The sequence below is a fragment of the Pseudomonas sp. MN1F genome (assembly GCF_009391885.1).
Classification (GTDB): domain Bacteria; phylum Pseudomonadota; class Gammaproteobacteria; order Pseudomonadales; family Pseudomonadaceae; genus Aquipseudomonas.
This window is the reverse complement of sequence record NZ_VZII01000054.1, coordinates 1-12,173: the sequence shown is the minus strand read 5'-3', so window position 1 is coordinate 12,173 and position 12,173 is coordinate 1. Positions and strand designations below refer to the sequence as shown.

The window sequence follows — 12,173 nt, the reverse complement described above, 5'->3', positions numbered from 1 at the left end:
GTTGGTGACACAGTCGCCCCCCTTCGTGACATCCCGGCCAGGACGGCTGGCTAGGCTTCACCGACCACAAGCAAGGAACGCGCTACCTCATGATCACTCGCGATCTGGCCCCCGGCAGTTGGCTGGGTTCAACTGCACATGCCGCCTGGCTGCAGGCAGAAGGGCAACGCCTGCTGGCCTTCGCCAGGGCTTCGCTGCTGCCTGAGGGCTTCGGCTGCCTCGATGCCCAAGGCTGCCTGCCGCCCACGGCTGGCAGCGAAACCCTGCAGACCACGCGCATGACCCACAGCTTCGCCCTGGCTCACCTGCAGGGCGTGCCCGGCTGCTTGCCGTTGGTCGAGCATGGCGTCAATGCCTTGCGCGGTGCCTTGCACGACACCCGCCACGGTGGCTGGTTCGCCCACCCGCACGGGCAGGGCGATAGCAGCAAGGCCGCCTACCTGCATGCCTTCGTCGCGCTGGCCGCGAGCTCTGCAGTGGTCGCAGGCGCTGCGGGGGCTCAGGGCTTGCTGGAGGATGCCATCGATACCCTCGACGCGCGGTTCTGGAGCGAGAAGCAGGGCGCCCTGCAAGAGGCGTTCTCCAGCGACTGGCAGCAGGCGCAGGCCTATCGCGGCGCCAACAGCAACATGCACGCTACCGAGGCATTCCTGGCCCTGGCCGATGTCACTGGCGATACGCTGTGGCTTGATCGCGCCCTGCGGATCGCCCAACGCATCATCCACACCCACGCTGCCGCCAACGACTATCGGGTTGTCGAGCATTTCGACGCGCACTGGCAGCCGCTGCCGCATTACAACCGCGATGACCCGGCCGACCACTTCCGGCCGTTTGGCACCACGCCTGGCCATGCCTTCGAGTGGGCGCGGCTGCTGCTGCATCTGGAAGCTGCTCGTGAGCTGGCCGGGTTGCACGCACCGGAATGGCTGCTGGAGTGTGCCCGTGGCCTGTTCGGCAGCGCCTGCCGCGATGCCTGGAGCGTCGATGGCGGCAAAGGCATCGTCTACACCCTGGACTGGGACAATCGCCCGGTCGTGCGCGAGCGCCTGCACTGGGTACATGCCGAGGCCTGCGCCGCCGCAGCGGCCCTGCTGCGGCGTACCGGCGAAGCGCAGTATGAGCGCTGGTACCGCTGCTTCTGGGACTTCATCGATGGCCACTTCATCGACCGCGTGGCGGGCAGCTGGCATCACGAACTCGACCCGGATAACCGCCCTGCCGCGACGATATGGGTGGGCAAGCCAGATCTCTACCACGCCTATCAGGCAACCTTGATACCAGGGCTGCCGTTGGCGCCAAGCCTGGCAACTGCCGTTGCAGGTTATGTAACCAAACGATGACATTCGCGCATCGCTTCGTTACCTGACGAGGCGGGCGCGCTGATTAGACTCCATGCAATGCAAGCGACCGACTTGCCCGGCATAACAACAAGAAAGGTACTCCGATGAATTCCACTCTCCGCCTCGCCGCCGCGATCTCCCTCGCCTCGCTCCTGCCGCTCAGTGCCTCCGCCGCCGAATCCAAAGGCAGCGTCGAAGTGGTGCACTGGTGGACCTCCGGGGGAGAAAAAGCCGCTGTCGATGTGCTCAAGGCCCAGGTCGAGAAGGATGGCTTCACCTGGAAGGACGGCGCCGTCGCAGGTGGCGGTGGTGCCACGGCCATGACCGTGCTCAAGAGCCGTGCGGTGGCGGGCAACCCGCCAGGCGTCGCGCAGATCAAGGGCCCGGACATCCAGGAGTGGGCTTCCACCGGGTTGCTTGATACCGAGGTGCTCAAGGACGTTGCCAAGGAAGAGAAGTGGGACGCGCTGCTCGACAAGAAGATCTCCGACACCGTGAAGTACGACGGTGACTATGTCGCGGTACCGGTCAACATCCACCGCATCAACTGGCTGTGGATCAACCCTGAAGTGTTCAAGAAGGCCGGCATCGACAAGGCGCCGACCACCCTCGACGAATTCTACGCTGCCGCCGACAAGCTCAGGGCTGCAGGCTTCATCCCGCTCGCCCATGGCGGCCAGCCCTGGCAGGACAGCACCGTGTTCGAGAGTGTGGTGCTGGCTGTGATGGGGCCTGAAGGTTACAAGAAAGCCATGGTCGACCTCGACGAAAAAGCGCTGACCGGCCCCGAGATGGTCAAGGCGCTCACCGAGCTGAAGAAGGTCGCCACCTACATGGATGCTGACGGCAAGGGGCAGGACTGGAATCTGGAGGCTGCCAAGGTCATCAATGGCAAGGCCGGCATGCAGATCATGGGTGACTGGGCCAAGAGCGAGTGGACCCTGGCGAACAAGACCGCCGGCAAGGATTACCAGTGTGTGCCGTTCCCCGGCACTGACAAAGCCTTCCTCTACAACATCGACTCGCTGGTGGTGTTCAAGCAGAAGGACAAGGGCACTGCTGCCGGCCAGCAGGACATTGCCCGCAAGGTCCTGGGCGAGGACTTCCAGAAGGTCTTCAGCATCAACAAGGGCTCGATCCCGGTGCGCAACGACATGCTGGCCGACATGGGCAAGTACGGCTTTGACGCCTGCGCCCAAACCTCCGCCAAGGACTTCCTCGCCGACGCCAAGACCGGCGGCCTGCAGCCGAGCATGGCGCACAACATGGCCACCACGCTGGCCGTGCAGGGCGCATTCTTCGATGTGGTGACCAACTACATCAACGACCCGAAGGCCGACCCGGCCGATGCGGCGAAGAAGCTTAGCGCTGCGGTAAAGGCCGCTAAGTAGCCCCTCCCGAGACTGGCGAGATCCCTGTGGGAGCGGGTAAACCCGCTCCCATAGGCGATGTGTTGACCCTCATGCAGGTGTGCAATCATGACAATAGCAACCGCCCAACTGCGGGCCTCCCCCGTGGACGCGCTGCAGCGCTGGCTACCGAAACTGGTGCTGGCGCCAAGCATGTTCATCGTCCTGGTGGGCTTCTATGGCTACATCCTGTGGACTTTCGTCCTCTCCTTCACCACCTCGACCTTCCTGCCGACCTACAAGTGGGCGGGCCTGGCGCAATACGCCCGGCTGTTCGACAACGACCGCTGGTGGGTGGCGAGCAAGAACCTGATGCTGTTCGGTGGCCTGTTCATCGCCATCAGCCTGGCCATCGGCGTGCTGCTGGCCGTGCTGCTGGACCAGCGCATCCGCCGCGAAGGCTTCATCCGGACCATTTACCTGTACCCCATGGCGCTGTCGATGATCGTCACCGGCACCGCCTGGAAGTGGCTGCTAAACCCCGGCATGGGCCTGGACAAGCTGCTGCGTGACTGGGGCTGGGAGGGCTTTCGCCTGGACTGGCTGATCGACCCTGACCGGGTGGTGTACTGCCTGGTGATCGCCGCCGTGTGGCAGGCCTCGGGCTTCATCATGGCGATGTTCCTCGCCGGCCTGCGCGGGGTCGACCAGTCGATCATCCGCGCCGCACAGATCGACGGTGCCAGCCTGCCGCGGATCTACTGGACCGTGGTGCTGCCCAGCCTGCGCCCGGTGTTCTTCAGCTCGCTGATGATCCTCGCGCACATCGCCATCAAGAGCTTCGACCTGGTGGCGGCCATGACGGCCGGTGGCCCGGGCTACTCCTCCGACCTGCCAGCGATGTTCATGTACTCCTTCACCTTCAGCCGTGGCCAGATGGGCATGGGCTCGGCCAGCGCCATCCTGATGCTCGGGGCGATCCTGGCGATTCTCGTGCCGTACCTGTACTCGGAACTGCGGAGCAAGCGCCATGCATAGTCCTTCGGATAAACCAGCGCTGAGCCTGAGCCGCATCGCCATCCATGCCGTGCTGCTGATCGCCGTGCTGCTCTACCTGGTGCCGCTGGTGGTGATGCTGCTGACCAGCTTCAAGTCTCCGGAAGACATCAGTACCGGCAACCTGCTGAGCTGGCCCGCCGTGATCACCGGCATCGGCTGGGTCAAGGCCTGGGGCACGGTCAGTGGTTACTTCTGGAACTCGATCATGATCACCGTGCCAGCGGTGCTGATCTCTACCACCATCGGTGCGCTGAATGGCTATGTGCTGTCGATGTGGCGCTTTCGCGGCTCGCAGCTGTTCTTCGGCCTGCTGCTGTTCGGCTGCTTCCTGCCGTTCCAGACCGTGCTGCTGCCAGCGTCGTTCACCCTCGGCAAGCTGGGCCTGGCCAGCACCACGACCGGCCTGGTGCTGGTGCACGTGGTCTACGGCCTGGCCTTCACCACGCTGTTCTTTCGCAACTTCTACGTGAGCATCCCCGATGCCTTGGTCAAGGCCGCGCGCCTGGACGGTGCCGGCTTCTTCACCATCTTCCGCCGCATCATCCTGCCGATGTCGACGCCGATCATCATGGTCTGCCTGATCTGGCAGTTCACCCAGATCTGGAACGACTTCCTGTTCGGCGTGGTGTTCTCCAGCGGCGACTCGCAACCGATCACAGTGGCCCTGAACAACCTGGTCAACACCAGCACCGGGGCCAAGGAATACAACGTCGACATGGCGGCGGCGATGATTGCCGGCCTGCCAACCCTGCTGGTCTACGTGGTGGCAGGCAAATATTTCGTCCGCGGGCTCACGGCCGGCGCGGTCAAGGGGTAAGTCATGGCAACGCTTGAACTTCGCAATGTGAACAAGACCTACGGCAGCGGCCTGCCAGACACGCTCAAGGACATCCAGCTGTCGATCAAGGATGGTGAGTTCCTGATCCTGGTCGGCCCCTCGGGCTGCGGCAAGTCGACCCTGATGAACTGCATCGCGGGCCTGGAGAACATTACCGGCGGCGCGATCCTCATCGATGACCAGGACGTCAGCGGCATGAGCCCCAAGGACCGCGACATTGCCATGGTGTTCCAGTCCTACGCGCTGTACCCGACCATGAACGTGCGCGAGAACATCGAATTCGGCCTGAAAATCCGCAAGATGCCGCAGGCGGCCATCGACGAGGAGGTGGCGCGGGTGGCCAAGCTGCTGCAGATCGAGCACCTGCTCGCACGCAAGCCGGCGCAGCTGTCCGGTGGCCAGCAACAGCGTGTGGCCATGGGCCGGGCATTGGCGCGGCGGCCAAAGATCTACCTGTTCGACGAGCCGCTGTCCAACCTCGATGCCAAGTTGCGGGTCGAGATGCGCACTGAAATGAAACTGATGCACCAGCGCCTGAAGACCACCACGGTGTATGTCACCCACGACCAGATCGAGGCCATGACCCTGGGCGACAAGGTGGCGGTGATGAAGGACGGCGTCATCCAGCAGTTCGGCACGCCGCAGCAGATCTACAACGACCCGGCCAACCAGTTCGTCGCCAGCTTCATCGGTTCGCCACCGATGAACTTCATTCCAGTACGCCTGGCCAAGCAGGACGGGCGCCTGTTGGCGCTGCTCGACAGCGGCCAGGCACGTTGCGAACTGCCGTTGGGGCCGGCCAGTGATGACCTCGAAGGTCGCGAGATCATCCTCGGCATCCGCCCGGAGCAAATCGCCCTGGGCGCAGGCGAGGGCAACGGCCTGCCGGGTATCCGCGCTGAAGTGCAGGTGACCGAGCCCACCGGGCCGGACTTGCTGGTCTTCGTCACCCTCAACCAGACCAAGGTGTGTTGCCGCCTGGCGCCGGACATCGCCTGTCGGGTAGGCGACAGCCTGAACCTGCAGTTCGACCCGGCAAGGGTACTGCTGTTCGACGCCGACAGCGGCGAACGTTTGCACCTGGCCAGCAGCAATGCCGTAAAGGACAACGTGGCTCACTTCAAGGGCCGCTAACTCGTCTACACCATCAATAAGAAAAAAGAGGACGCAAAGGGATGGAACAGCGCAATCGCATCAGGACCTTGGGTTCACTGGCCCTGCTCGCCGTGGTCGGCAGCAGTGGCGTGCAGGCTGCCGAGGCCTTTTCCAGCGAGTCGAAATGGATGACCGGCGACTGGGGTGGCACCCGCACCGAGCTGCTGGACAAGGGCTACGACTTCACCTTCGACTATGTTGGCGAGGTGGCCGGCAACCTGCACGGCGGCTACAACGACGACAAGACCGCACGCTACAGCGACCAGTTTGCCCTTGGCGCGCACCTGGACCTGCAGAAGATCCTCGGTTGGCACGATGCCGAGTTCAAGCTGGCGATCACCGAGCGCAGTGGCCGTAACCTCTCCAACGACCGCATCAGCGACCCGCGCGCCGGGCAGTTCAGTTCGGTGCAGGAAGTGTGGGGCCGCGGGCAGACCTGGCGCCTGACGCAGATGTGGGTGAAGCAGAAGTACTTCGATGGCGCACTGGACGTGAAAGTCGGCCGCTTTGGTGAGGGCGAGGACTTCAACAGCTTCCCCTGCGACTTCCAGAACCTGGCCTTCTGCGGCTCGCAGGTGGGCAACTGGGTCGGCGGCATCTGGTACAACTGGCCGGTCAGCCAGTGGGCACTGCGGGTCAAGTACAACATCACCCCGGAATTCTTCGTACAAGTCGGAGCCTACGAGCAGAACCCGTCGAACCTGGAGACCGGCAACGGCTTCAAGCTCAGCGGCAGCGGCACAAAAGGCGCGATCCTGCCGGTGGAGATGGTCTGGTCGCCCAAGGTCAATGACCTGCCGGGTGAATACCGCCTGGGTTACTACTACAGCACGGCCAAGGCCGATGATGTGTTCGAAGACGTCAACGGCAACCCGCAGGCGGTCACCGGCGAAGCCTTCAAGTCGCATTCGAGCAAGCACGGCTGGTGGGTGGTAGCGCAGCAGCAGGTTACTGCGCATGCTGGCGACATCAATCGCGGCCTGAGCCTGTTCGCCAACTTCACCGTGCACGACAAGGCCACCAACGTGGTCGACAACTACCAGCAGGTCGGCCTGGTCTACAAAGGTGCCTTCGACGCCCGGCCCAAGGACGACATCGGCTTTGGCGTAGCGCGCATCCACGTAAACGATGACGTGAAGAAGCGCGCCGAACTGCTCAATGCCCAGAGCGGTATCGACGACTACGACAACCCAGGTTTCGTGCCGCTGCAGCGCACCGAATACAACGCCGAGCTCTATTACGGCTTCCACGTCACCAACTGGCTGACCGTGCGGCCCAACCTGCAGTACATCAAGAGCCCAGGCGGTGTTGACGAAGTGGATAACGCGCTGGTCGCAGGTTTGAAGATTCAGTCGTCTTTCTAAGCCTACTTGTTGTAAATTTACGCCAATCCAAATTCGGCTCCCGGCACCCACTGGCTTGCAGTGGTTGTCGGGGATAGGCCGAGACAGCGCTATCTCAAACAACAAGAGCTTGGAACCATGCCCGAACATCCGCTACATCGCTTCTTTTCCTCGCAGCGGCCCCGGCCGACATTCGAGTGGGAGCGTTACCAGCAGCGCGATGTGCTGATCATCGACCATCCCCGTTGCCAGGCGGTGTTCAGCCGCCAGGGCGCGCAACTGCTGCACTTCCAGCCGGCCGGTGAGCGGCCGTGGCTGTGGTGCGCCGAGCAATGGCCGCAAGTGGGCGCCATACGCGGTGGTGTGCCGGTGTGCTGGCCCTGGTATGGCCGCCACCCCAGCGAAGACCTGTGGCCGGCCCATGGCTGGGCGCGCTTGCTGGACTGGAAGCTGGTGGACAGCCGCGAAGACGAGGAGGGCGTCAGCCTGAAGTGGCGGCTGGACCTGTGCGACTGGCAGGTAGACCTGCACGCCAGGCTTGGCAGCCGTATGGAACTGAGCCTGAGCACCGAGCACCAGGACAGCGAACCTTGCCAGCTGAGCCATGCGCTGCTGGCCTACTGGCGTATCAGTGACGTGTCCGAGATAGCGCTGTCTGGGCTTGAGGATATCGAAGGCTATGACCGCCTGAGCCGCCAGGCCTGCCGTGAAGACGGCGCGCTCAAGCTCAAGGGCGGCTGCCAGAAGGTCTACCCGGGCACGCCACGGGTGCAGCTGCAGGATCCGGCCTGGGAGCGGGAGCTGTGCATCGACACCGGTGACAGCGATGACACCGTGGTCTGGCACCCCGGCAATCGGCCGCTGATGGGCGTCAGTGGCCGTGAGTGCCAGGGCTTCGTCTGTGTCGAGGCGGCCAGTGGCAGTGGCGAGGGCCTGAGCCTGGCGCCGGGGCAGCGCGCGCACTTGCGGTTGCAGGCGCACCGGCTCAGTTGAGTTCGTCGTCCTCGATGGGGTAGCGGCTGGCGTTGAGGCTTTCCTTGATCTTGCGCAGGTGCGGCTGGAAGTCCACGCCGCGGCGCAGGGTCATGCCGGTGGCCAGCACGTCGAGCACAGTCAGCTGGATGATCCGCGAGGTCATCGGCATGTAGATGTCGGTGTCCTCCGGCAGCGGAATGTGCAGGCTCAGGCTGCAGGCCTGGGCCAACGGCGAGCCGGCAGCCGTCAGGCCGAGCACCGAGGCGCCGTTTTCCCGGGCCAGGCGTGCCACTTCGACCAGTTCGCGGGTGCGCCCGGTGTAGGAGATGATCACGAACAGGTCGCCGGTGTGTGCCACCGAGGCCAGCATGCGTTGCATCAGCACATCGGCATGGGCCGATACCGCGAGGTTGAAGCGGAAGAACTTGTGCTGGGCATCGAGGGCCACCGGCGCCGAGGCGCCGAGGCCGAAGAAGTGGATCTGCCTGGCCTGGATCATCATGTCCACGGCGCGGCTGACCTGTTGCGGGTCCAGTTGCTGGCAGGCGCTGTCGAGCGAGGCGATGGCGCTGCCGAAAATCTTCTGGGTGTAGGCTGCCGGGTCGTCGTCGGCTTCCACCGCGCGGCTCACGTAAGCTGCGCCGCTGGCCAGGCTCTGCGCCAGTTGCAGCTTGAGCTCCGGGTAGCCGCTGACACCGAACGAACGGCAGAAGCGGTTGACGGTCGGTTCGCTGACCTTGGCTGCCTGGGCCAGCGCAGCGATGCTGAAGCGGGTGGCTTGTTGCGGGTTGAGCAGGATGACTTCGGCGACTTTGCGTTCGGCCTTGTTCAGCTCGTCGAGGCGTCCCTGGATCTGTTCCAGGAGGTTTCGCACGCGGTCCATGGGTGTGTCCTTGGGTCGGGAAGACAGCCGGCTGTGGGAGCAGCAGGCTTTTTGCACTGTCGTCTATCGTACTGTCGGTGCGGTTGACGTACCACTTGTCTGTAATGCTTGTGTGTAATGTTGTGGTTTTTACTACATTATCCCTTGAAAACCGTGTGTGAAAGCGGTATTCCTAGACCAACTTTAGGAAAGAACCAACATCATGGCTGCGATCAGTGTCGAACCTTGCACCTTTGCCCTGTTTGGCGCCCTTGGCGACCTGGCATTGCGCAAGCTGTTTCCCGCGCTCTATCAGCTCGACCGTGCCAACCTCCTGCACGCGGACACCCGCCTGCTGGCGCTGGCGCGCGAGGCCGGCAGCGCCGAGGATCACCTGAACACCATCGAAACGCACCTGCGCCGGCATGTGGCCGAGGCTGAAATCGAGCCCGCCGCGTTGGGGCGTTTCCTTGGCCGCCTGCGCTACCAGCACCTCGACTTCCTCCAACCCGAGGGTTACCAGGCCCTGGCCGAACAATTGACCGGCGAACAGCCGCTGATCGCTTACTTCGCCACCGCGGCGGCCGTCTACGGCGCCATCTGCGAGAACCTCGACAAGGCTGGCCTGGTGGCGCGCACCCGGGTGGTGCTGGAAAAGCCCATCGGCCATGACCTGGAGTCGTCACGGCGGGTCAACGATGCCGTGGCGCGTTTCTTCCCGGAAAGCCGGGTCTATCGCATCGACCACTACTTGGGCAAGGAGACGGTGCAAAACCTGATCGCCCTGCGTTTTGCCAACAGCCTGTTCGAAACCCAGTGGAACCAGAATTCCATCTCCCACGTGGAGATCACCGTGGCGGAGAAGGTCGGCATCGAGGGCCGCTGGGGCTACTTCGACAAGGCCGGCCAACTGCGCGACATGATCCAGAACCACTTGCTGCAGCTGCTCTGCCTGATCGCCATGGACCCGCCCAGCGATCTGTCGGCCGACAGCATCCGTGATGAGAAGGTCAAGGTGCTCAAGGCGCTGGCACCGATCACCGGCGAAGGTTTGAGCACTCGCGTGGTGCGCGGCCAGTACATCGCCGGCTACAGCGATGGCAAGCCGGTACCTGGCTACCTGGAAGAAGACAATTCCAACGCCCAGAGCGACACCGAAACCTTCGTCGCCCTGCGCGCCGACATCCGCAACTGGCGCTGGTCGGGTGTGCCGTTCTACCTGCGCACCGGCAAGCGTATGCCGCAGAAGCTGTCGCAGATCGTCATCCACTTCAAGGAAACGCCGCACTACATCTTCGCCCCGGAACAGCGTTTGCAGATCGGTAACAAGCTGATCATCCGCCTGCAACCGGACGAAGGCATATCCTTGCGGGTGATGACCAAGGAGCAGGGCCTGGACAAGGGCATGCAACTGCGCAGTGGCCCGTTGCAGCTGAATTTTTCCGACACCTGGCGCAGTGCGCGGATTCCGGATGCCTACGAGCGCTTGTTGCTCGAAGTGATGCGCGGCAACCAGAACCTGTTCGTGCGCAAGGACGAGATCGAGTACGCCTGGAAGTGGTGTGACCAGTTGATCGCTGGCTGGCGTAACGCGGGCGATGCGCCCAAGCCTTACGCGGCCGGCTCCTGGGGGCCGATGAGCTCGATTGCATTGATCACGCGTGATGGGAGGGCGTGGTATGGCGATATCTGAACTGAAACTGCCAGAGGCCGTGCAGGTGCACGAGTTGGCGGATGCCAGGGCACTGGCCGCAACCCTGGCCCATGAGGTGGCGGAACGCCTGCGTGCAGCCATTGCCGCCAAGGGCCAGGCCTGTGTGGTGCTGTCCGGTGGTCGTAGCCCGGTGCCGTTCCTCGAGAAGCTGGCTGGCGAACCGCTGGACTGGGCCAAGATTACCGTCAGCCTGGCCGACGAGCGCTGGGTGCCGGTGGAGCACGCCGACAGCAATGCCGGCTTGCTGGCCCGCCACTTGCTCAAGGGCGCTGCCGCCAAGGCTCGCTTCGTCGGGCTCTACCAGCAGGCCGGGAACCTCGACGCGGCCGCAGCCAGCGCCGACCAGGCCCTGGCAGAGCTGCCGCCGATCGATGTGCTGGTGTTGGGCATGGGGGACGATGGCCATACCGCCTCGCTGTTCCCCGGTAGCCCCCACCTTGCCGAAGGCCTGGACCCTGAAAACACGCGCCGTTGCCTGCCGATGCTGGCCCCAAGCGTGCCGCGCCAGCGTCTGTCGATGACGCGCTCGCTGCTGGCCAGCGCGGCATTCATCGCGCTGGCCGTGCAAGGCCCGGGCAAACTCGCTACCCTGCGCGCCGCGCTGGCGGGCAACGACCTTTCCGAAATGCCGATTCGCGCCTTTCTTCACGACCCCCTGAGCATCTACTGGTGCCCATGAGCCAAGGATCCACTGTCATGACCACCCTTGAACGCCCACAGCCCAAGCTTTCGATGGCGGATAAAGCCACGCGGATCGATGCCATCTGCGAACAGGCGCGCATCCTGCCGGTAATCACCATCGCCCGTGAGGAAGACATTCTGCCATTGGCCGACGCCCTGGCTGCTGGCGGTATCCGCACCCTGGAAGTGACCTTGCGTTCGCAGCATGGCCTGAAGGCTATCCAGGTGCTGCGCGAGCAGCGCCCGGAGCTGTGCGTTGGCGCCGGTACTGTGCTCGATCGCAGCATGTTCGCGGCGGTGGAGGCCGCTGGCGCGCAGTTCGTCGTCACGCCGGGCATCACCCAGGACATTCTCGAAGCTGGTGTGGACAGCGAGATCCCGCTGTTGCCAGGCATCAGCACGCCGTCCGAAATCATGATGGGTTATGCCTTGGGCTACCGTCGCTTCAAACTGTTCCCGGCGGAAATCAGCGGTGGTGTGGCGGCGATCAAGGCCTTTGCCGGCCCGTTTGGCGATATCCGCTTCTGCCCGACTGGCGGCGTTAACCCGGCCAACGTGCGCAATTACATGGCGCTGCCGAACGTGATGTGCGTAGGTGGCACCTGGATGCTCGACAGCAGCTGGATCAAGAACGGCGACTGGGCGCGGATCGAGGCGTGCAGCGCCGAGGCGATGGCACTGCTGGACGCCAACTGAAACTGTTGTGTGCTTTACGGCTTATGGGGCGCTTGGTCGGCGCCCCTTTTTTTTGCCTGATGCTTTTGTGTGGCCTGGACGGTGCGTGTCAATGTACCTGTCGCCTTAACTTCATCTAGCTATGGCAACTCCAGCTTCCGGGCGCTCTGGATTCAAGTAAA

General features: G+C 63.6%; 11 protein-coding genes. 10 read left to right on the top strand and 1 reads right to left on the bottom strand.

Translation table 11 applies throughout. The features are described 5' to 3' along the window. The first annotated feature begins 89 nt into the window (after positions 1-89). The 7 genes from F6X59_RS24480 to F6X59_RS24450 all read left to right on the top strand — a co-directional run bounded on the left by F6X59_RS24480 (position 90) and on the right by F6X59_RS24450 (position 8,077). On the top strand, positions 90-1,340 hold the full coding sequence (locus F6X59_RS24480) for an AGE family epimerase/isomerase (protein WP_152958707.1): 1,251 nt from the start codon (positions 90-92) through the stop codon (positions 1,338-1,340). Between the two features lie 104 nt (positions 1,341-1,444). Further along, positions 1,445-2,731: an ABC transporter substrate-binding protein gene (locus tag F6X59_RS24475; protein WP_152958705.1), complete on the top strand. Its 1,287-nt coding sequence runs from the start codon at positions 1,445-1,447 to the stop codon at positions 2,729-2,731. A gap of 87 nt (positions 2,732-2,818) precedes the next feature. Further along, positions 2,819-3,727: a carbohydrate ABC transporter permease gene (locus tag F6X59_RS24470; RefSeq protein ID WP_152958703.1), complete on the top strand. Its 909-nt coding sequence runs from the start codon at positions 2,819-2,821 to the stop codon at positions 3,725-3,727. Next, entirely contained in the window at positions 3,720-4,565 is an 846-nt protein-coding gene (locus tag F6X59_RS24465) for a carbohydrate ABC transporter permease (protein WP_152958701.1), read from the top strand. Before F6X59_RS24470 ends, F6X59_RS24465 begins: the two co-directional genes overlap by 8 nt. A 3-nt stretch (positions 4,566-4,568) precedes the next feature. After that, positions 4,569-5,720 carry an ABC transporter ATP-binding protein gene (locus F6X59_RS24460; RefSeq protein ID WP_152958700.1) on the top strand — a complete coding sequence of 384 codons (1,152 nt, stop codon included), beginning with the start codon at positions 4,569-4,571 and terminating at the stop codon, positions 5,718-5,720. 41 nt (positions 5,721-5,761) lie between these two features. Next, positions 5,762-7,105, top strand: coding sequence for a carbohydrate porin (locus tag F6X59_RS24455; RefSeq protein WP_152958698.1), 1,344 nt, complete (start codon positions 5,762-5,764; stop codon positions 7,103-7,105). A 117-nt stretch (positions 7,106-7,222) separates the two neighbouring features. Then, positions 7,223-8,077, top strand: coding sequence for a D-hexose-6-phosphate mutarotase (locus F6X59_RS24450; RefSeq protein ID WP_085673486.1), 855 nt, complete (start codon positions 7,223-7,225; stop codon positions 8,075-8,077). Here the strand turns inward: F6X59_RS24450 and hexR are convergent. After that, a complete protein-coding gene (gene hexR / locus F6X59_RS24445) occupies positions 8,070-8,933 on the bottom strand; it encodes a DNA-binding transcriptional regulator HexR (RefSeq protein WP_177326722.1) in 864 nt (287 codons plus the stop codon). The genes F6X59_RS24450 and hexR overlap by 8 nt on opposite strands. Before the next feature lie 211 nt (positions 8,934-9,144). Here hexR and zwf point away from each other — a divergent pair, with 211 nt between their 5' ends. The 3 genes from zwf to F6X59_RS24430 are packed head-to-tail and all read left to right on the top strand — an operon-like array spanning position 9,145 to position 12,012. Further along, positions 9,145-10,614, top strand: coding sequence for a glucose-6-phosphate dehydrogenase (gene zwf, locus F6X59_RS24440; RefSeq protein WP_152958696.1), 1,470 nt, complete (start codon positions 9,145-9,147; stop codon positions 10,612-10,614). Continuing rightward, positions 10,601-11,314, top strand: a complete 714-nt coding sequence (gene pgl / locus F6X59_RS24435; protein ID WP_152958695.1) for a 6-phosphogluconolactonase — start codon at positions 10,601-10,603, stop codon at positions 11,312-11,314. The genes zwf and pgl overlap by 14 nt, the downstream gene beginning before the upstream one ends. A 17-nt stretch (positions 11,315-11,331) precedes the next feature. Continuing rightward, complete coding sequence (locus tag F6X59_RS24430) at positions 11,332-12,012, top strand: bifunctional 4-hydroxy-2-oxoglutarate aldolase/2-dehydro-3-deoxy-phosphogluconate aldolase (protein ID WP_152958693.1); 681 nt, start codon at positions 11,332-11,334, stop codon at positions 12,010-12,012. Positions 12,013-12,173 lie beyond the last annotated feature (161 nt).

Coding starts and splice junctions, on each gene's coding strand:
- F6X59_RS24480 (WP_152958707.1), top strand. CDS start 90: ATGATCACTCGCGATCTGGCCCCCGGCAGTTGGCTGGGTTCAACTGCA.
- F6X59_RS24475 (WP_152958705.1), top strand. CDS start 1,445: ATGAATTCCACTCTCCGCCTCGCCGCCGCGATCTCCCTCGCCTCGCTC.
- F6X59_RS24470 (WP_152958703.1), top strand. CDS start 2,819: ATGACAATAGCAACCGCCCAACTGCGGGCCTCCCCCGTGGACGCGCTG.
- F6X59_RS24465 (WP_152958701.1), top strand. CDS start 3,720: ATGCATAGTCCTTCGGATAAACCAGCGCTGAGCCTGAGCCGCATCGCC.
- F6X59_RS24460 (WP_152958700.1), top strand. CDS start 4,569: ATGGCAACGCTTGAACTTCGCAATGTGAACAAGACCTACGGCAGCGGC.
- F6X59_RS24455 (WP_152958698.1), top strand. CDS start 5,762: ATGGAACAGCGCAATCGCATCAGGACCTTGGGTTCACTGGCCCTGCTC.
- F6X59_RS24450 (WP_085673486.1), top strand. CDS start 7,223: ATGCCCGAACATCCGCTACATCGCTTCTTTTCCTCGCAGCGGCCCCGG.
- zwf (WP_152958696.1), top strand. CDS start 9,145: ATGGCTGCGATCAGTGTCGAACCTTGCACCTTTGCCCTGTTTGGCGCC.
- pgl (WP_152958695.1), top strand. CDS start 10,601: ATGGCGATATCTGAACTGAAACTGCCAGAGGCCGTGCAGGTGCACGAG.
- F6X59_RS24430 (WP_152958693.1), top strand. CDS start 11,332: ATGACCACCCTTGAACGCCCACAGCCCAAGCTTTCGATGGCGGATAAA.